At 49.8% G+C, this 18633-nt stretch carries 18 protein-coding genes and 1 riboswitch; of the genes, 14 read left to right on the top strand and 4 right to left on the bottom strand.

The genetic code is table 11. The features are described 5' to 3' along the window. Positions 1-31: 31 nt before the first annotated feature. The gene (locus tag C2U41_RS13080; RefSeq protein WP_088903277.1) at positions 32-1603 is read left to right on the top strand and encodes a GmrSD restriction endonuclease domain-containing protein; all 1572 of its coding nucleotides are present in this window, start codon (positions 32-34) and stop codon (positions 1601-1603) included. Positions 1604-1883: 280 nt separating this feature from the next. Here the strand turns inward: C2U41_RS13080 and C2U41_RS13070 are convergent, their stop codons facing one another. Continuing rightward, positions 1884-2444 carry a tyrosine-type recombinase/integrase gene (locus tag C2U41_RS13070; protein WP_008321055.1) on the bottom strand — a complete coding sequence of 187 codons (561 nt, stop codon included), beginning with the start codon at positions 2442-2444 and terminating at the stop codon, positions 1884-1886. A 1955-nt stretch (positions 2445-4399) separates the two neighbouring features. Between C2U41_RS13070 and C2U41_RS13065 the strand changes: the two genes are divergently transcribed. From C2U41_RS13065 to C2U41_RS13010, 12 genes are all read left to right on the top strand, one after another. Then, on the top strand, positions 4400-4810 hold the full coding sequence (locus tag C2U41_RS13065; protein WP_088903278.1) for a hypothetical protein: 411 nt from the start codon (positions 4400-4402) through the stop codon (positions 4808-4810). Positions 4811-5099: 289 nt separating this feature from the next. Then, positions 5100-5696, top strand: coding sequence for a hypothetical protein (locus C2U41_RS13055; protein WP_103848846.1), 597 nt, complete (start codon positions 5100-5102; stop codon positions 5694-5696). A 15-nt stretch (positions 5697-5711) separates the two neighbouring features. Continuing rightward, positions 5712-6197, top strand: coding sequence for a hypothetical protein (locus C2U41_RS13050; RefSeq protein ID WP_088903281.1), 486 nt, complete (start codon positions 5712-5714; stop codon positions 6195-6197). A 263-nt stretch (positions 6198-6460) separates the two neighbouring features. After that, a complete protein-coding gene (locus tag C2U41_RS13045) occupies positions 6461-6856 on the top strand; it encodes a hypothetical protein (RefSeq protein ID WP_088903282.1) in 396 nt (131 codons plus the stop codon). Positions 6857-6904: 48 nt separating this feature from the next. Continuing rightward, positions 6905-9064 carry a chemotaxis protein gene (locus tag C2U41_RS13040; RefSeq protein WP_103848845.1) on the top strand — a complete coding sequence of 720 codons (2160 nt, stop codon included), beginning with the start codon at positions 6905-6907 and terminating at the stop codon, positions 9062-9064. Positions 9065-9715: 651 nt separating this feature from the next. Beyond that, complete coding sequence (locus tag C2U41_RS13035) at positions 9716-10057, top strand: hypothetical protein (RefSeq protein WP_103848844.1); 342 nt, start codon at positions 9716-9718, stop codon at positions 10055-10057. 15 nt (positions 10058-10072) lie between these two features. Continuing rightward, complete coding sequence (locus C2U41_RS29730; protein WP_233901300.1) at positions 10073-10444, top strand: major capsid protein; 372 nt, start codon at positions 10073-10075, stop codon at positions 10442-10444. Continuing rightward, complete coding sequence (locus C2U41_RS29725) at positions 10445-11107, top strand: hypothetical protein (RefSeq protein WP_233901299.1); 663 nt, start codon at positions 10445-10447, stop codon at positions 11105-11107. A 68-nt stretch (positions 11108-11175) separates the two neighbouring features. After that, positions 11176-11391, top strand: coding sequence for a hypothetical protein (locus C2U41_RS13025; RefSeq protein ID WP_088903285.1), 216 nt, complete (start codon positions 11176-11178; stop codon positions 11389-11391). A gap of 205 nt (positions 11392-11596) precedes the next feature. Further along, a riboswitch (TPP riboswitch) is annotated at positions 11597-11692 on the top strand. Positions 11693-11723: 31 nt separating this feature from the next. After that, the gene (gene thiM / locus C2U41_RS13020; protein ID WP_046670053.1) at positions 11724-12506 is read left to right on the top strand and encodes a hydroxyethylthiazole kinase; all 783 of its coding nucleotides are present in this window, start codon (positions 11724-11726) and stop codon (positions 12504-12506) included. Positions 12507-12508: 2 nt separating this feature from the next. After that, positions 12509-13309 (top strand): bifunctional hydroxymethylpyrimidine kinase/phosphomethylpyrimidine kinase, encoded by an 801-nt coding sequence (gene thiD, locus C2U41_RS13015; RefSeq protein ID WP_003027328.1) that lies wholly within the window; start codon positions 12509-12511, stop codon positions 13307-13309. Positions 13310-13351: 42 nt separating this feature from the next. Then, positions 13352-14098 (top strand): GntR family transcriptional regulator, encoded by a 747-nt coding sequence (locus tag C2U41_RS13010; protein ID WP_003027325.1) that lies wholly within the window; start codon positions 13352-13354, stop codon positions 14096-14098. On the opposite strand, the gene C2U41_RS13005 is transcribed toward C2U41_RS13010, so the two are convergent. The 3 genes from C2U41_RS13005 to C2U41_RS12995 are packed head-to-tail and all read right to left on the bottom strand — an operon-like array spanning position 14072 to position 17312. Beyond that, positions 14072-15037, bottom strand: a complete 966-nt coding sequence (locus C2U41_RS13005; RefSeq protein ID WP_103848843.1) for a PfkB family carbohydrate kinase — start codon at positions 15035-15037, stop codon at positions 14072-14074. The genes C2U41_RS13010 and C2U41_RS13005 overlap by 27 nt on opposite strands. Beyond that, positions 15034-16038 carry an ADP-ribosylglycohydrolase family protein gene (locus tag C2U41_RS13000; protein WP_016150633.1) on the bottom strand — a complete coding sequence of 335 codons (1005 nt, stop codon included), beginning with the start codon at positions 16036-16038 and terminating at the stop codon, positions 15034-15036. The genes C2U41_RS13005 and C2U41_RS13000 overlap by 4 nt, the downstream gene beginning before the upstream one ends. Beyond that, entirely contained in the window at positions 16035-17312 is a 1278-nt protein-coding gene (locus C2U41_RS12995) for a nucleoside permease (protein ID WP_003027315.1), read from the bottom strand. Before C2U41_RS12995 ends, C2U41_RS13000 begins: the two co-directional genes overlap by 4 nt. Positions 17313-17564: 252 nt before the next feature. On the opposite strand from C2U41_RS12995, the gene fbaB reads away from it, so the two are divergent. Next, positions 17565-18617 (top strand): class I fructose-bisphosphate aldolase, encoded by a 1053-nt coding sequence (fbaB, locus tag C2U41_RS12985; protein WP_003027312.1) that lies wholly within the window; start codon positions 17565-17567, stop codon positions 18615-18617. Positions 18618-18633 lie beyond the last annotated feature (16 nt).

Genomic DNA, 18633 nt, shown 5'->3' with positions numbered 1-18633 from the left:
TGACCATATTGTCATCTTGAGGAACATAAGCATGGCTGCTCGTTCTAACCTTGTAAATTTAGATGCACTGATTAAGCGTGCTGATTTAGGTTTAAAGATCCAAGATAATTCTTCATTTGAAACTCTAAACAGTATTCCTGCAAGAGAATTGAAATCAGGAAATGGAATTGCAGCGCTTCTGAGGAAACCAGATTTCCAACGTGAAACAAATCATTGGGGGCCTGAGCAGGTTGTATCGCTGCTCGAATGCTACATAAATGGTGATTTGATACCTTCCGTTATTCTTTGGCGATCATCAACCAATCTTTTTGTGATCGATGGTGGTCACCGTTTAAGTGCATTACGTGCCTGGGTTGAAGATGATTATGGCGACGGTCATATATCTCATCAACTTTTTGGGCATGATATTCCTCGTGAGCAACGCCGCGCTGCTGATAGAACGAGGAAGCTTGTGAGGGACAGGGTCGGCAGTTGGGAATATTATCAGAAGCTGCTTGCCGATGATGCTTCATTGACCGAGGAACAACAGAGAAGAATCAGTGTACTAACATCCCGTGGCATCTCAGTCCAATGGGTAGTTGGCGATGTAGATAAGGCTGAAACCTCATTTTTTAACATCAATATGAAGGGTACTCCTCTTGATGCTATCGAAGAGATGCTTCTAAAGAATCGCAAGAAAAGTATTCCAATAGCAACCCGAGCAATTATTCGTGCTGGTAGAGGTCATCGCTACTGGTCGGAGTTTGATCAGGGTATTGCCCTGCAACTTGAAGATAAATCTGCAAAGCTGCATCGTTTGCTCTTCGAACCAGAGGTTGATCGCCCGATTAAAACTCTTGATCTTCCTTTAGGCGGTTCTAGAGGAGTCAGGACAGCGATCCAAGTTTTGAAAGATTTTTTACTGATCACTGATTGTAACCAGAATGGTGTTTTGAAAAAAATCGAAGATTATCCTGATGATGTTTCGGGCACCGATACATTAAGAATCCTTTCCAAAGCCACAACATTGAGCAATAGAATTACAGGCAATGGGGATGGTAGCCTGGGGCTGCATCCAGCGATTTATTTTTATGGTCCGACTGGAATCCACTCAACGCCTATGTTTTTAGGAACCGTGCTACTGGTAGCAAAACAACTCTCCAACAATAACGGTCAATTCTTTAAAGACTTCATAACAATCAGGTCTAGGCTTGAGAGAATAATGATCGAATTTAAGGACTTGATCGCAATGATAGTACAAAAACCAGGCAGCAATGTCCGAGTGACTCGCTACTGTGATTTTTTAAATGCGGTGATCAAATCACTCAAGCAGGGAGAGAATATTGATGAGAGTAAGCTCATCGAACTGGCCGAATTGGAGGGGAGAATTCTCTCTGGCGATTTTAAGAGAACTTCTGCAAAAATCAGCGATGAACAAAAAAGTAAGGTGTTCATTGACGTGGCTCTGCGCAACGCTCTGAAATGTCCGATTTGCCAAGGTTACCTTGATACTGAAAAATCAGTTTCTTATGATCATATCGTACGTGTCCGTGAAGGTGGTGATGGTAACTCTGACAATGTACAGTTGACACATCCCTACTGTAACCAGTCAGTGAAGTGTTGAAATTACGTTTCACTTTTCATTCTCATTTGTATCGAACGTTTTTGAGAAAGGGCAGGATTGCGAGCGAGTCACCAACGTGAACAAGTAAATGCTGTTTTCGTAAGTGCAAAGTCTCTTCCCGCCCTTTAACTCTTGATCGTCGGGGTTGCTCATGGTGATTTTTCCTGCATGAGTCGCCAGCGGCAGCAGAGTTAGCACACACCACAATGTAAACAGTCTCTTCATCATCATGTCCTCAATAATTGCCTTGCGATTTGCGAAGCAAAACCGTAAACGGTCGTTAATAATCGATGGTCTGGAATACGTCTTCGACATCCTTTTCCATGATCCCACAATACGCCAATGTGACTGCCTGCGATGAATGCCCGTACAGCTTAGTGAGTGTTGGCAGACTTACCCCACGTTTCAGAGCGTGGTAGCCTAAGTTCTTGCGGGGGCTGTGGGCGGCAATGTGAAGGTTGAGCATATCCCCGGCCTCTTTAAACTTGGCTGAGACCGTCACACGGCTGATCGGTTTTCCTTTAGCCCGGTTGCTGTCCACTTCAAATAGATATTCATGACCGGGATTGTCAGCACGACGTTGTGCTACCAGTTCAAGCGCTTTGGCAGTCAGCATGATCGAGCGGATTTTCCCTGTCTTCTGTTCCTTCAGGTTCAACACGTTCCCTTCGATGTGATTGAAGTCGGCATAACGTAACCTGAGGGCATCACCAACTCGCGCCGCTGTCTGGTTCAGGAATACCCACAAATCACCGTAAATCGGGCTTGTATTGTGTTTACGTAGCAGAGACTCAACCTCGGCGATCTTCTCTTTGTCTCTGACTGGCTCGACTCTCTTCATTTCGTCCCTCACTGTTATCTCGTTTTGTAAGTTACAAGGAGAATATTGATCGTAATATGATCATTGTAAAGGTTTTTTTATATTCTTATTCACTCACTCCCGCTCGAAAGAAAACGAAAGTTGGGGCCAATTTACAGGTTCCAGTGTCGGAAAATATCTCAGCGTATGGGCTGATGTGCTAGGCGTGGCTGAGAGTGTGTCAATAAAAATGAACCATTATTTCAAAATGTCGCAAGGTAACTCTTTGCACACACACCACAGATGCATAGAACGTGCATAAAGGATGCATAAGACAGCGTTTAGACACTTCTTTGACGTTTATCCACAATGCAATCTATAAGAATCAATGGGTTGCTATATTACACTTTCACATTGTGTAAGTTAGGGGGCATGCCCGTCACCAGTCCACAACATCATCCACCAACGGGCGATTTTCTCCCGGTCAGGCCGTCACCGTTCGTACCTTTTCCCACACTAGCGCAAGCAGTCCCACCAATAGCCCCGTATGCTCTACCATTACCCGTTGTCGGGTTAGCAACCTTGTTGCTAATCGCCATAGGCGATACCAGAAGCCTGTAGCGGCGTTATCTCCACACAATCGTGACTTGGCTCACCGATAGAACAGCGCCCCACTGAGAGGCTCTCACAGGCCTATAAATGGAGGGTTTTCAGTTGTTTCTACGAAGAAACTTTATTTTTTCGGTATGGAAGGGTGGATCGGTGATTGTGTTTAGCCACACCCTGAGTGACAGATTTGACTAGGCCGTGCCATTACTGGCTTTGTTATGTATCCGATACCATAACTGTCACTACATCCGACAGGCGGAGCCATGATGCAAGGTCGGATTAATGACAAAATTTGGTTGATTAACGACTTATTTCCGGGGATTTATTTTCATTATTCCTTGGTGATAAACAAGCCTGTACATACCAAAGGATGATGTGGTTAAGGATTAACCAACCCTGGACACTGATGACCACACACCCTGGACATGGGTGTCCAACGATATAATAAAGAACTAAATAATAAAGATCTCTTAAAACCTAAGATCTAGATCTTTTAAAAGATCTTAGTAAAAAGGCTTGTTTTTTGGTTTCGTTGGTGCAGGGCTGAGTGGTCGAACATGGCAAGGTGTCTTCTGTCAGAGGGGGAGTGTCTTCTACTGGAGGGGGGGGTGTCTTCTGAGAGACGTAGTATAAGAGCATCATAAAAACATTAATAAAAACACCTATAAGATCTTAAAAGAATTTAAGGTCAAAGGCCGGGTGAACTGGTGTTCACTGGTGTGTTTAAAGAATTAGCAGGCAAGCCTGCATGATACATCTGTGGCTATGCCACTTCAGATTTGTGTGTGGTAATAAGCTATGCCTGTGAACAGTCACACCTTATAACCCTCATTACCCATTCTGTGATAACCCCACCCATCAACAGACCTTTGGTCTGTCTCTGTGTGTGGATATCCCAATCATGGATTCGGGTAACTCTAAGGCTCCGCCAGCATGTGTGGGAGACAAGCGCTAGCGCATCAGTCAATGTGGATCGAGCATGGCGCAGAGGAGCTAGAAACGCGACGTAACTCCCCCCTTGGTGGGGCGGCGCGAGTATTTGTGAGGAATGCAGTGATAACCGTTGCAGAGAAGCTCTCAGGGCCATCCTGAGCAATTTTTGTGGTGTAGGTAATATGGTGGTACTACCGGAGCGGTATGACCTCTCAAAATGGCTTACAGAGGCTTTTTTAGAATTAGGTAAGTTGCTTGGTGATTAGGTAGTTGCCTGGTGGAATGTCCTTGACAAATGGTATTGATACGCGTATAAGACAGTCCTGCTCTTAATATTTACAAAAATTATATTGACTTCTTCATAAGAATAAAAACAAAAATTGACAAAGGAGTGTTTAACTGTTAATATATACATACTGAATGAATAAATACTAACCTGAATAAAAGGAGACCAATTGAGAACAGCTGCCATCGACTTTCAAGTCGCAACTGCCGAAGAAATCTATAACGCCTTAGTCCATAAGATCACCACCACCTCCGCGCTTTACAGCTTCCAAAATCGTGTTGGAACAAATAAGAGAAACACCAGGAAAGCTCTACAGATGCTCCGCCAGTACAAATTGGAGCAGAGGCGGAATGCTCGTTACCGCCAAGCAATAAAAACCATTCTCAAGCCTGTAAATCCCCGTATAGCCGCAGGGGAAGAGGTAACTGATATCTTCTCAGATGTCATCAATGGGTATATCTGCCTGTACCGTGATCGCGTGGGAATTGCCCTGCATGAGAAACAGGTATTAGCGCTTATTCTCTCCGAGGCTCGCGAAGACCTTAAGAAGTATGGTATTGACCCTGAGAAACACCGCTAACCCTCGTTTTTAACACCCGTTGGCAGCAACGCCACCAAACGAAATCGCCGCAAACACGGCTTCTTACTCCTGATCGCCATCCGCGATAGCAGGAGCGATGACTTTTATGCATTCGGAGGGAATTTTGAGATGAAACTGTCACTAGACGATGAAACATACGCAATTCTACGTGAAGAATCGGATCGTTTGGGGATGCCTGTTCCTAGGATGATCCGCAACATGTGCCAGAACCTGGCGAAACACATTCAGAAACGCAACGAAAAACAGACGAACCCACAGGGAGAGAACAATGACCGAGACAGTAAAAACTAAGCTCTACGAATCTTTACCGCAGCCGAATGAAGACAAACCGATTACCATCGACACTTTTTCTTACTGGTCGATACCTGTCGCCCGTATCAAGCGCTTTAATGGTGTACAAAACAGCCCTGAGATCATGGCTGTCTACAGTCATCTGCTTGGGTGGAAGAAGACGACAGGGGTGATCCGTCCTTCCCAACAGTACATTGCGGATTGCTGTTGCATGGGCCTTTCAACCGTTCAGAAGAAGGTCAAACTTTTGGTGAAAATGGGGTGGATTACTGCAACCTTATTCCGCAAACCTGGAAGCAAAGAAATTTCTTACACTGACTATACCGTAAAAGATCCTGACGTCATTTTGACTGAACTTAATGCGGGAAAATCACAGCAAGGTGAGGCTGTTGTTACCATCGCAAAAAATCAGAAAGTTAAAAGCGGTAAGAATGAACAAAAGCCTGATGTGTTGGAGTCTGGCGTGGTGAAACCTGCCGCACCTGTAGCTGAACAGCGATCTGGATTTTCAAAATATGAACCTGTGTCTGATTATTCAGAGGAAGATTTCTCAATGGAATCAATTCCTTTTTGATGATGGAGGATTGAATTGTGTGAGCAAGTAGCTGGTGACAGCCAAACCGCTAACGGCTTTCAAACCGTGAAAAGCGATAAACTAAAGCGTCTTTTCAAAAATCGACGCAGGGATGAATCGATCCTTAAAACCGCAAAGACTCTTCTTGTGCACGGCATGGCTTCTGGCAGAGTTGCCCTAATCCTCAGACTCGATCCTGAATTTGTTGCTGAATTAGCTAAGACCTGGAATCCACGTTTCCGAAGAGTGAAACATACCAGCCAGCACGCAACGGGGGTCACTGTACGTCAGTATTTCGAATCCGGCGCGATGCTCGAAAACATCTGCGCTGATCTGCAATTGCCGCTGTTTACAGTTGTGCGCTACCTGTCTAATGAAGGTATCCCACTCGCTGAGATTATGGCTCGTTTCCCGGAGGAAACTGATCCGTTGGTTGTTGAGTACAGAAAAACTCTCAGCCGTCACGCACACCGCAAGCAGAAAGCGCCCCGCCTGCACTGACACCCACCAGTGGGTTAACGGTTGCTGTTAATCGCCCTGCGATGCATTAGGCCGCTATAGCACCGAAGGTGTCTCGCATTTGCGAGAGTGCTTCGCACCATGACACTTAGCGGTGAATCATGGATTCATCACTTTGTGATCGGATTATTAACACGCAATACCCTATCTTGAATACTTATCGCTGATCCCCGTATTGGCAATGGTCGCCCATTGTCTGTTGTCCGGGATTGGCTTGTTCCATAATTTGCTTTGGAGACACCACAATGACACTGGACAGCATTAAAAATGCTCTGTTTGCCGCCATGCTCGGCATGACACCAGAAGAGCACACCCTACAGAAGGCGCGGGAAAACCTCGCAAGCGTCACCTCTGGATTTCTGAGGAAAAATCCCGAATATCTCCGAGGGCGATTTGCCGAAGGCAAACCCGCTAACGGGTTGGAATGCCTCAAAGCTCCTACAGACTCACCAGTTAATAAAACGACTGATAAAAAAAGCAACAAAACAAAAATTATCAAGATGTTGGGTGCTGATGCTGGAGTTTTCAAACCTCATGATATCGATCCTGATGCGCTCGAAAGAGCACAGGTCGCTTGTCGAAGACTGGTCGCTGATGATCCGGAACGTTATGGGCATATTATCAAACCGCAGGGGGTTTAATGGCACAAAGTGTTTTGACCAAGCGTCAAACCTCCAAAGGAGGCAAGAATGGCTAACATTATAGTGACGAAAACCATCAACATGGTGGAATGGTCCGTAGATAAAACATCCTACGGTAAGGCACTCAAGGCCATTAAGAGCCTGAAAGCAGCCCAGGAGAAGCCCGCTAAAGCGCTGGAGGCGGCGAAGAAACGCACTGCCCAGAGTGAAGGCAAGGCTGCTTTAGCAGCGGCAAAGGCCCATACAACCAGAATAAAGCAGCAACAACGTCTGGTTGCGGAGCAACAAAAACAGGCACAAGTGCAGGCAAAAATTGCCAATCAGGAACTGGCCCACAATAAAAAAATGGCGGCATTGTCTGCGAAGAATGCAGCGCAGGCGCTGACTCAGGATGAGGCCCGTGCACGTCAGGACCTCCGTCTGAGCCGTATCAGTGAGAGGATTCGGGCAGCGGCAGCCAGTCGTGCGGTAATGTACAACCCCAATATGGGAGGCACAGCACCAGAGCCAGGATTAGCAACAGCACAGACAGCAGCCATGAACCGGGGCCATAAACGGATCTCCGATGATATTGTAGCCGCGAAACGCCGTATTGCTGTTGAAGAGAAACGCGAAGCGGCATTAAAGCGGGAGGTCGTTTATTACAATGCTCTTCGCAAATCGGCCTTAACCCTGGCTAATGTAAACGGGGCTGATATAGCAACACGGTATAAGGCGATCAGTGCTGCAAAAGAAGCTCTAAAAGCCCAGAAAGAAGAGCGCTACACGGTAGAAGAGACCCGCTTCGAAATGGCCCGTATAACATCGGAATTACGCAAGCAGGCTCGACTGCAACAGCGTATCACCCGTGAACAGAAAGCCGCAGGTGTTCGTGCTGGCCGTGTTCGTACTGAGAGGCTGACAGGGCGCGGTATAGGTGGTGGGATTGTTGCCGGAGGTGCAATCGGTGGAGCAACACTGATCGGCAGCATGGGAGTTGCCCGTGTTGGTCAGACGCTTCAGGGAAGCCTTGAGCGCTCTCGTGATATTAAAAAACTAGAGCAATATGGTCTGGGGCAATTAGAGTTCGCAGCTATCCAGGATTTAGCTATGAGCAGGGCGGGTTATTCGCTAAGCGCTGATAAACTGGCTGATCTGAACAAGGATACGACAGAAAAAGCCGGAGAATTGCTGAATACCGGTTCTTTCAAACGCAACAAGAAGACAGGTGAAGTAACTTTCTCTGGCGGTGGTGAGTTTGCCGATATCATTAATAATGTGTTGAAATCCACTAACGGGAACCAGAAGGTAGCCCAGAAAGTGATTGGCGAGATTCAGACCATGAACTTTCCTGAATTCATACTGTACCTGAAACAGTTGCAGAAAACATTCAAATGGACTGATAACGCAGTTCGTCACCTCTCTGAGGCAGTTAATGATGGTTCGGTCTTCCTCGAAGTATTCAATGATGAAGGGCATGGGGTTATTGATCGCATGCGTCAACTGGCCTCTGAGGGTTGGACCTTGTCTGATGCACAGCAGTCCAATCTCGACAAACTGGCAGAATTAGGTGCTGAGTACAACCGAGTGCAAACCAGCCTCGCTGACCACTTCAGCGCCTCATTCGTTGAGGGGCTGGGACAATATGCTACCAATACGGACACTCTACGACAGAGCATGACGGGCCTTATCCCTATCGCTGACAATCTTGGACAGTCGTTAGGTGAGTTGACCACCAACATCTTAGCCTGGGCCAGCAGCATTGGTGAAGAGCTAAGGAAGGGGTCAACGTTACCGGATGCCGTTTACAACACCACAGTAGACGAGGGAGGCAATGCCGCCGCCGAGTGGGTAAAAGAGAATATAGGCTTCGACCCTCGCACTGTAGGCCAGACACTTAAGCAGATTTATCCGTGGCTTGACAGCTCTTCGCCTAACAATATTGGCACAGGCACTGCCTGGGACGGGTTAGCGTTGAATGTTCCAGGCCTGAACTATCAGGGCCAGCAATCGCAACCATTACTAAAACCGACATTCTCAATCCCCACAATTGCGGATACTGCAACACGAGGACCGATCCCTGTCAGTGTTACAGGGACAGCAGACCTCAGCCTGCATCAGGATGTTGACATCAATATCAATGACGGGGCAGTGAAAGGTCTTATTGATGCAAAAATCCGAGAGAATGAAGTCTACAATACGAACCTTATTCTCGGGGTCCCTCAGTAACGTTATCAGATTTAACGGTAACCATCTGATTTTTCGTCAATATCGTCAAGTCTTTGTTGCAAAAGTAAATTGTTCATGGTAAAATAGTTCATAAGGGGAATTACTACTGACAATTGTTTTCCCTTTCCTTGTTATATCAAAGTGGCTGTGTGATCTGGTCTTGATTCTCCGGTTTCAAATGCCGGAACAGGAATCAAGATGAACGGTAACGTTCACCCTAACGGGCCTTGGTGTTCACCACGCGGCCCTTTTCTAAATACAGCCAATAATCCGCAACCTCTGGTCACTATGTGATGAATCCATGATTCACCGCCGGATGATCGACTCTCACGGGAAGGTTTTAGCCAGCCGCTGGTTGTATTCAGAAAAGCAAGAAGTAACAGCATCCAGATTTCTCCGATCCCGGATCGGGGTTTGCCAAAGTCCCGTCCTCCTCGTCGGGCTGTCACGTTGGACACTAAACAACATCAGGTGGCAACGTTTTTGGGTCTCCTTGCCCATCTTTGGAGCGTTGCCACCTCCTCATTCCTGCCCGCAATTAGCGGGTGCTAAAACCCTATTCGAAAGGCTGGCCCTGTCGCCGTTTACGGCTCAAGCAGGCGCTGGCCTTTTGTTTACATAGCTATGTGAAATTTAACGGGAGTTAATCATATGAAAATGGCAATAACAGAACGTTCTTACAATTCGGTGATCGCGTATGCAGTCGATCCAAACTTTGACCGCAAGACAATTACTGTCGATTTGGCAGTAGAAGTTCAGCCGGGTAGCTGCATTACCAGTGCCGGGACTACATATGTCTCTGGGGATGATTGCCTGCTGGTTCTTAGCCACCACAGGGCGGCAGATGATGCTCATGTCATCGTTGCTGATCGCGGTGTGTACATCAAACAGGACACCATCATCGCTGTTATGGGCGCGACCGCTGGCGTTAATGCTGTTGCAGCACTAACTAAAACAGGTGCAATCCGTACCAGCGCACCGGACACAGAATAATAAGGAGAAAAACAAATGGGATTATCAACCAATTTCAGCTTTGCTGATTACACCAACACTTTTGTAAACGTGGAAGCAAAGAATACACTGCTCTCAACGCTTAACGTTTTCAGTGACCGCCAGACTTCCATGAGTCCAAAGGTGAGCCTTGATATCATTGATGAAGTTGCCCAGAAGGTGGCAAGCTCTGTCAATCGTTATGGTTCCGAGTGGTCAGCTATTCCCAAGCGTAGTGCCAGCAATCACCTGATTGAAGCGCCGCTTTATGCTTATCAGGACCGTATTACTGCTGCTGACGTGCAACCTTACCGAAAACCAGGTTCAAACCTGCAAATGTCTGTGATGGACGCTGTGACAGCCTCTGCTCTCGCAATGCATGATAAGTAAATGCGTACCAAGGAAAAGATTTTCGCTGACGCACTTTTCCGAAATACTGTTGAAGCAACTTACACCCAGCAACCGATTATTTCGTGGGAAGATGAATTTGGTTACCAACAGGCGACCGGAACTATCAAAACTAACGTTAGCTCTGGTGACCCGCTTCGTAGCCTGGATGACGCTGTGACTGCTGCTAAAGTGCGTATGGGGGGGCTGGCTGGTCAGCTTGATGGTTTTATCCTGTTCGCTGGTAGCAACGTCTATCGCGGCATCAAATATCACCCTGATATCCGTCAGAATGTTCAGTTTGGTGTGCTCGACCGAGATGTGCTGTTTAACAAAGAGGTGCTTCCGGCATTCTCAACATTCATCATCGAGAATGTTCGCGTAGTGGAAGTCACTGATCAGGCACTTTATGGAATTGGCCCGGATGAATCCTTCCTGGTTCCGCGCTTCAGCAAGCCGCTATCTTCTGAAATCGCATTACCTTTCGGTTATGTAGCAACAGCAACCAGCCGAAATCTTGATCTGGCCTTTGCTGATCCGGTTGATTTCCGTATCTGGAGTGTGCAGGACAAGTTTAAGAACGTTGAGCTATTCGCGGAAAGCTCAATTTTGCCTGTGGTGTACCGTCCAGACTTTGTGACCAAACTGACGAACGACGCAGCTTAACGATCAGTAAGCAGTTATTGGGGACGCATTGTCCCCGCTGCTGGCGAGGCAAAGGAAAGGAGATACATATGAAATTAGCTTTGATCGGTACTGGCAACATGCCGCTGATGCAGTGGATTCTGGACGGTAAAGGCGATGATTCGATCATCAACATGTCTGCATTAGCACGCAGGCTTGGGTGTAGCAGGTCAAGCCTGTTGGACCGGATTCAAACCTACGGATTCGACAGCGCCGTGAAGTTTTACCTGAATGAACAGCGACAACGAAAAATCAAAACCAAATGAGGCTGGGGTAACCCGGCCTTTTTTGTATCTGAAATTCACCTACAGTTATAAAAGCCTGTGGGATACATTTTGGGACCCAAACTGGGACACATGATGATTTTTAGCCGAAAACATCGATTGCAAAGGGGTTGTGTCTTAGGCTTTCCGCTGGCATGATCCTGATTAGGGATTAACGGAACGTTAATCGCAAGTTTTTGATTTTGAAGTACATGACTCGGGGTGCCCTTCTGGTGAAGGCTGAGAAATACCCGTACCACCTGATCTGGATAATGCCAGCGTAGGGAAGTCTGACACTGTCCGTGTCCCTTCTTCGCGCGGGCAGGAGCTGAACCATGCAGCCTGACCTGCACAGCCGCGCGCTCGCGGCTCACACTTTGCACCAATTTAGAACCCTATCCCCGCTCACACACTGTATGACCAATGAGGTCGTGCAAAGCTTTACTGCCAATACATTACTGGCACTGGGCGCATCGCCGGCGATGGTGATCGAACCTGAAGAAGCCAGCCAATTCGCCGCTATTGCCAGTGCATTGCTGGTTAATGTCGGCACCTTAACTCAGGAGCGGGCCACGGCGATGCGCGCCGCCGTTGAGCGGGCTTATCATGCTAAAACCCCGTGGACGCTCGATCCCGTTGCCGTAGGCGCGCTTGAGTTTCGCCGCCGCTTTTGTCTGGATTTACTGTCGCTACAGCCTGCTGCTATTCGTGGCAACGCTTCGGAAATACTTGCTCTCGCCGGCATGAACGGTGGGGGACGCGGCGTGGATACAACCGATACAGCTGTCGCTGCGCTTCCGGCAGCGCAGGCGCTGGCTCGTCAGATTGGGACCATTGTCGTGGTTACCGGCGAAGTGGATTACGTCACCGATGGTCAGCGTACCGTTGGCGTGGACGGCGGCGACCCGTTAATGACTTGCGTGGTGGGCACCGGATGCGCGCTATCAGCGGTTGTTGCAGCCAGTTGTGCCTTGCGTGGTGACCGACTTGATAACGTCGCCTCCGCCTGTAGCTGGATGAAACAGGCCGGGCAAATCGCCACCGAGCAATCAAACGGACCGGGCAGCTTTGTCCCGGCATTTCTCGACGCCCTCTATAACCTGAACGCCCAGGAGTAAGCATGAAACGGATTAACGCATTAACGATCGCCGGAACCGATCCAAGTGGTGGCGCGGGTATTCAGGCCGATTTAAAAACCTTCTCGGCGCTGGGCGCATACGGCTGTTCCGTTATTACGGCGTTGGTGGCGCAAAATACGCGCGGGGTGCAGTCGGTGTATCGTATTGAACCTGACTTTGTCGCTGCGCAGCTGGACTCTGTGTTGAGTGATGTGCGTATCGACACCACAAAAATTGGTATGTTGGCGGAGACGGATATTGTTGAAGCGGTCGCCGAACGTTTGCGTCGCCATCGGGTACAAAATGTGGTGCTGGACACGGTGATGTTGGCAAAAAGCGGCGATCCGTTGCTGTCACCCTCGGCGGTAGAAACGCTGCGTACCCGTTTGCTGCCACAGGTTTCGATTATCACCCCTAATTTACCCGAAGCTGCTGCACTGCTCGGGGCATCGCATGCCCAGACTGAGCAGGAGATGTTAGAGCAGGGAAGAGCGCTACGGGCGCTGGGTTGCGAGGCGGTGTTGATGAAGGGCGGTCATCTGGATGACGCGCAAAGCCCCGACTGGCTCTTTACTCGCGAAGGCGAGCAGCGTTTTACCGCGCCGAGGGTGATGACCAAAAATACCCATGGCACCGGCTGTACGCTATCGGCGGCGTTGGCAGCCCTGCGTCCGCGCCATAACAACTGGGCCGATACCGTACAGGAAGCCAAACTGTGGCTTTCAGCGGCGCTGGCACAGGCAGACACGCTGGAAGTTGGCGAGGGAATTGGTCCGGTGCATCATTTTCACGCGTGGTGGTAATGGGTATACTGGCTGCAGAAACGGCGGCCAGGGAAAAGATAAATGGAACAAGCGCATACCCAGCTTATCGCACAACTGAATGAACGTATTTCAGCGGCGGATAACACGCCGCTGTATATGAAATTTGCGCAGACGGTGAAGAATGCTGTGCGCAGTGGGATCCTGGAGCACGGCAATATCCTGCCCGGCGAGCGCGACCTCAGCCAGTTGACCGGCGTTTCTCGGATTACGGTACGCAAGGCGATGCAGGCCCTGGAAGAAGAGGGGGTAGTAACACGTGCCCGCGGTTACGGAACGCAAATCAACAATATCTTCGAGTATTCGCTCAAAGAAGCGCGCGGTTTTTCTCAGCAGGTGGTGTTGCGCGGTAAAAAACCGGATACGTTGTGGGTTAACAAAAGAATTGTACCTTGCCCGGAAGAGGTGGCACAGCAGTTGGCAGTTGTCACAGGAAGTGATGTCTTTCTGCTCAAACGCATTCGTTACGTTGACGAAGACGCAGTATCTATTGAAGAGTCTTGGGTACCCGCACATCTAATTCATGATGTGGATGCCATTGGTGTTTCTCTGTATGACTATTTTCGTAGCCAGCATATTTTCCCACAGCGTACGCGCTCACGCGTTAGCGCCAGAATGCCGGATGCAGAGTTCCAGGCGCACATTCAAATGGATAGTAAAGTGCCGGTACTGGTGATCAAGCAGGTAGCGCTTGACCAGCAGCAACGGCCTATTGAATACAGCATCAGTTACTGTCGTAGCGATCTATACGTTTTTGTGTGCGAGGAGTAGCGCCTCGCGTGATGGGGCGCAATCGCCGCCACGATGCCCAACTACCCAGGACGCCACCGCGTTACCTAACAGCACTGAGTCGGCCAGCGTCCAGCCAGACGCTAGTCCGGCCAGCATGCCACCGGCGTGGCTGTCTCCTGCGCCGATAGTATCAATGACCGCCGTTGCAAATGCCGGTACGCAGCCGGATGTCTGTGCGCTGAAATACCATGCGCCGTCTTTATCGTGACGCACGACCACTGGTGCGGTGAAACGCTGCACCCATTCTACGCCAAAACCTTCCACATCCTGACTCAATGCAAATCGCTCGGCAGCAATTTCCGCCTCCTGACGATTAAGTGACACCAGCGGACGGCAGGCCATAATTCGTACCAGTAAGGGCTCAGGAATGTCGCCGATGCGCGGACCAAAATCGATAAACGGTGTCACCTCTTCCAGACCTTCCAGCCACTGCACCAGCAATTCACCGCACGGGGACGCTAGCTGATAACCCGAGAGATACACCAGGCTATGACGCGGGATATCCAGCTGTGCCAGCCAGGCGGCATTCCACTGATTCTCAACGCCGCTAAAGGACATAAAGGTACGTTCGCCATCCGGTTCCACCAGCGCCAGACACCAGCCGTTATCGCCTTCGGCGTTGTCGATCAGGCTGTGCAGCCCCTCTTTTGCCATCCGATTGCGGATAATGTCGGCCCACACCCCCTGACCCAGCGGTAACGCATTACTGGCGTCGATACCTAAACGCTTGAGCGCTACGGCAATATTGAGTGCGCAGCCGCCAACGTTCACGCCTTGCTGTTTGAGTTCGATATCACAGCCTCGCCAGGGGAGGGCATACGCATCGGCAATGACATCAATCACCGCTGCACCCACCACCGTTACTGGCCGCTGTGTTCGTAACTGCGAGAGAAGTTGTTGCAGGCGCATGGTGCTCATAGCGCCTCCCGCTGCTCACGCAGTCGTATTAACCCGTTGGCGTAGCGGGTAAAGTCCAGCTCATTAACCGCATCCAACTCCTGCTTCAATGCCGGGTCAATCGCGTCGACGCCGTGCAGCGCGCCACAAATGGCGGTTGCCATCGCTCCGATGGTATCGGTATCGCCGCCGAGGTTCGCGCACAGAATGGCGCAGCGGTTGGGATCGGTCTGCGCCAGTTCGACCATCGCGATGGCGCAAGGCACAGACTCAATGGTGCTGGTTCCTGCCCCCACAACCTGATACAACTGCTCGCTGGCGGACTCAATGCCGTCGGCGTTACGGACGATTTTCAGCGCCATCTCAAGGCGTGCAGAGAGAGAGGCGCTAAAGGTAGTGATCCGCTTTTGCTGCGCATGCAGGGCAATGGCAGGCAGCGCATCAACAATCTCTGACCATGTTCCTCCGTCGATGGCGCGCGATACCGCCCACGCGACGACAACGGCTCCCGCGATAGCCAGATCCGATTTATGCGTCGGGCTGGAGGCCAGTGCCACATCATCGATAAAGGCATCAAGATTGCGAGCGGGTAGCAGGCATCCCAGTGGCGAAACGCGCATTGCCGCACCGTTGGTCACGCCATTATTCTCCAGTTCGGCGACAGGTTTGCCGTCGCGAATGGCTTTGAGCGCAATTTTTGAGGTCGGGCCGAGCACGTTTTTATTAAAGGCATCAAAACGCTCTGCCCAGGCCAGAATATTGCGACCAATAACGTCGGGTACAATCTCTCCGTCGCACTCAAGCAGGGCATCTGCCAGACACAGCGCCATAGACGTGTCATCAGTAAACTCTGCCTGGTTAAAGTAGCAGGCGGCATTATTTTCCGCCGGACCAGGCAAAAAACTGTCGATCCAACCGAAATGGGCTTTAACCCGGGTTCTTGGCCACAGTTCCGACGGCATACCCATCGCATCCCCTAACGCCTGCCCATAAAGAGCACCGAGAATACGTTCTGCTTTCATTTTACTTCCCCTTGTTTCAACGCTACATCGCGATCGTCCACCTTAATGGCGGTGATTTCTTTGTCAGATTCGCGAAAGAAAATCATAAACATCACGGCAATGACGGCAATCATGACCGCGCCAAATCCCCACATGCCAGCCCAGTTAAAGGTGAGACCATTAACCGGTTCCTGGTAAGCAAACATTTTTTCCATCATCACGCCGCCCAGACGGTAACCGAGCAGGCTGCCGAATCCCTGACAGCAGAGGGTGATAAGCCCTTGCGCTGCGGTGCGCATGTGAACCGGCGCTTTTTTATCGACATAGATGTAGGCCGTGACGTAATAGAAGTCGTAACTGACACCGTGCAGCAGAATGCCGAGAAACAGCAGGGCGTAAGTGAAATATTCTTCCGCACCACCGTAAACGAAAAATCCGTAGCGGATCGCCGCAGTAATAAGACCAAGCAATAATACCTTTTTAATGCCAAAACGTTTGGTGAAAAACGGTAGTGCCAGCATAAAGAATATTTCAGAGAACTGGCCCAGCGTCATCCAACCGGTGGCGTTTTTCATTCCGACTTCTGTCAGGTAGCCGTTGGCGAAGATGTAATAGAACGCCAGTGGCATCGCAAACAGGAAAGAACAAAAGAAAAAGACGAGGAAATTTTTATCGCGCAGCAGGATCAGCGCATCCAGACCCAGCATGACTTTGAAATCCATTTTGCCGGTACTTTTTGGCGGCGTATCCGGTAAGAAGAACGCAAAGACGCCCAACAGTGCAGAGCTTCCGGCAGTGATCAGCAGAGGAATATTGGTGGGTGAAATGTCGCTATAGCCAAGCATTTGCGGTAAGAAACCGCAGGCCAAACCAGAGGCAATCCAGCCGATGGTTCCCATCACTCGGATGCGCGGGAAATCACGCTCAACGTCCGGTACGTTGGCAAAAGCAATACTGTTAGTCAGCGCAATCGTCGGCATATAGGTCAACGAATAGGCCAGTAACAGCGGGAAGAACCCGCTGAAGGTGGTTTGCTGGGCGGCGAAGTACATCAGAATAGCGCCGACGAACATCAACACCGCCAGCACTTTTTGCGCGGAGAAAAAGCGGTCAGTGATTGAACCGACCAGAATGGGCGACAGGATCGCGGCGATCGCGGTACAGGCGTAGGACCAGCCGATCTCCCCGGCGCTAAAGCCGCTTTTACTCAGCCACAGCCACAGCGGTACAAACCAGGCGCCCCAGATAAACCACTCTACAAACATCATGAACGACAGCTTAACTGTAGTTTTCATCTTTAAATCCTTCATGACAGGTAAGGTACGCATTGATAGTACCATCAGATAATACCTTTAAAATACCTTTGAGGTCTAAATTTGACCGCCTTAACATTATTTCTTCCTGAATCGAGCCAGCAGAAGTTGCTGAAAAGTGCGCTAAAGATGGAAAAAAAGCGCAGTCGGTACCAGGCTTAATGCTGCCCGCAAAAAGGCGGGTCAGGACAATCCACATTCCGGTTTCAAATCGGAAATTACGGGAGCATAGCTATGACTGATATTGCGCAGTTGCTTGGCAAAGACGCCGACAACCTTTTACAGCATCGTTGTATGACCATTCCTTCTGATCAACTTTACCTGCCTGGACATGATTACGTCGACCGTGTGATGGTGGATAACAATCGGCCGCCTGCCGTGCTGCGTAACATGCAGACGCTGTATAACACGGGGCGACTGGCCGGGACAGGGTATCTGTCGATTCTACCGGTGGACCAGGGGGTAGAGCACTCCGCTGGCGCATCGTTTGCGGCTAACCCGCTGTACTTTGATCCGAAGAATATTGTGGAGCTGGCTATCGAAGCAGGGTGCAACTGCGTGGCATCGACCTATGGCGTGCTGGCTTCTGTCTCCCGCCGCTACGCGCACCGTATCCCGTTCCTCGTTAAAATTAACCACAACGAAACGCTGAGTTATCCGAATACGTTCGACCAGACGCTGTATGCCAGCGTAGAGCAGGCGTTCAATATGGGCGCGGTTGCGGTAGGGGCAACAATCTATTTCGGTTCTGAGGAATCTCGCCGCCAGATTGAAGAGATTTCTGCAGCGTTTGAGCGCGCCCATGAGCTGGGTATGGTTACCGTGTTGTGGGCGTACTTGCGTAACTCCGCGTTTAAAAAAGATGGTGTGGATTACCATGTTTCCGCCGATTTAACCGGGCAGGCTAACCATCTGGCGGCCACTATCGGGGCGGATATCGTTAAGCAGAAAATGGCGGAAAATAACGGTGGGTATAAAGCGGTTAATTTTGGCTACACCGACGATCGCGTCTACACCAAGTTGACCAGCGAAAATCCAATTGACCTGGTACGTTATCAACTGGCGAACTGTTATATGGGGCGCGCCGGGTTAATTAACTCCGGCGGCGCGGCTGGCGGCGAAACCGATCTCAGTGATGCGGTACGTACGGCGGTGATTAACAAACGAGCAGGCGGCATGGGGCTGATTCTTGGACGCAAAGCATTCAAGAAAACCATGGCCGACGGCGTTAAGCTGATTAACGCCGTGCAGGATGTTTATCTGGACAGCAAAGTTACCATCGCCTGATTATAGCCGGGGTGTC

The organism is Citrobacter freundii complex sp. CFNIH4 (assembly GCF_002934505.1).
In the GTDB taxonomy this organism is placed as follows: Bacteria; Pseudomonadota; Gammaproteobacteria; order Enterobacterales; family Enterobacteriaceae; genus Citrobacter; species Citrobacter freundii.
This window is presented reverse-complemented; position numbering and strand designations above follow the sequence as displayed.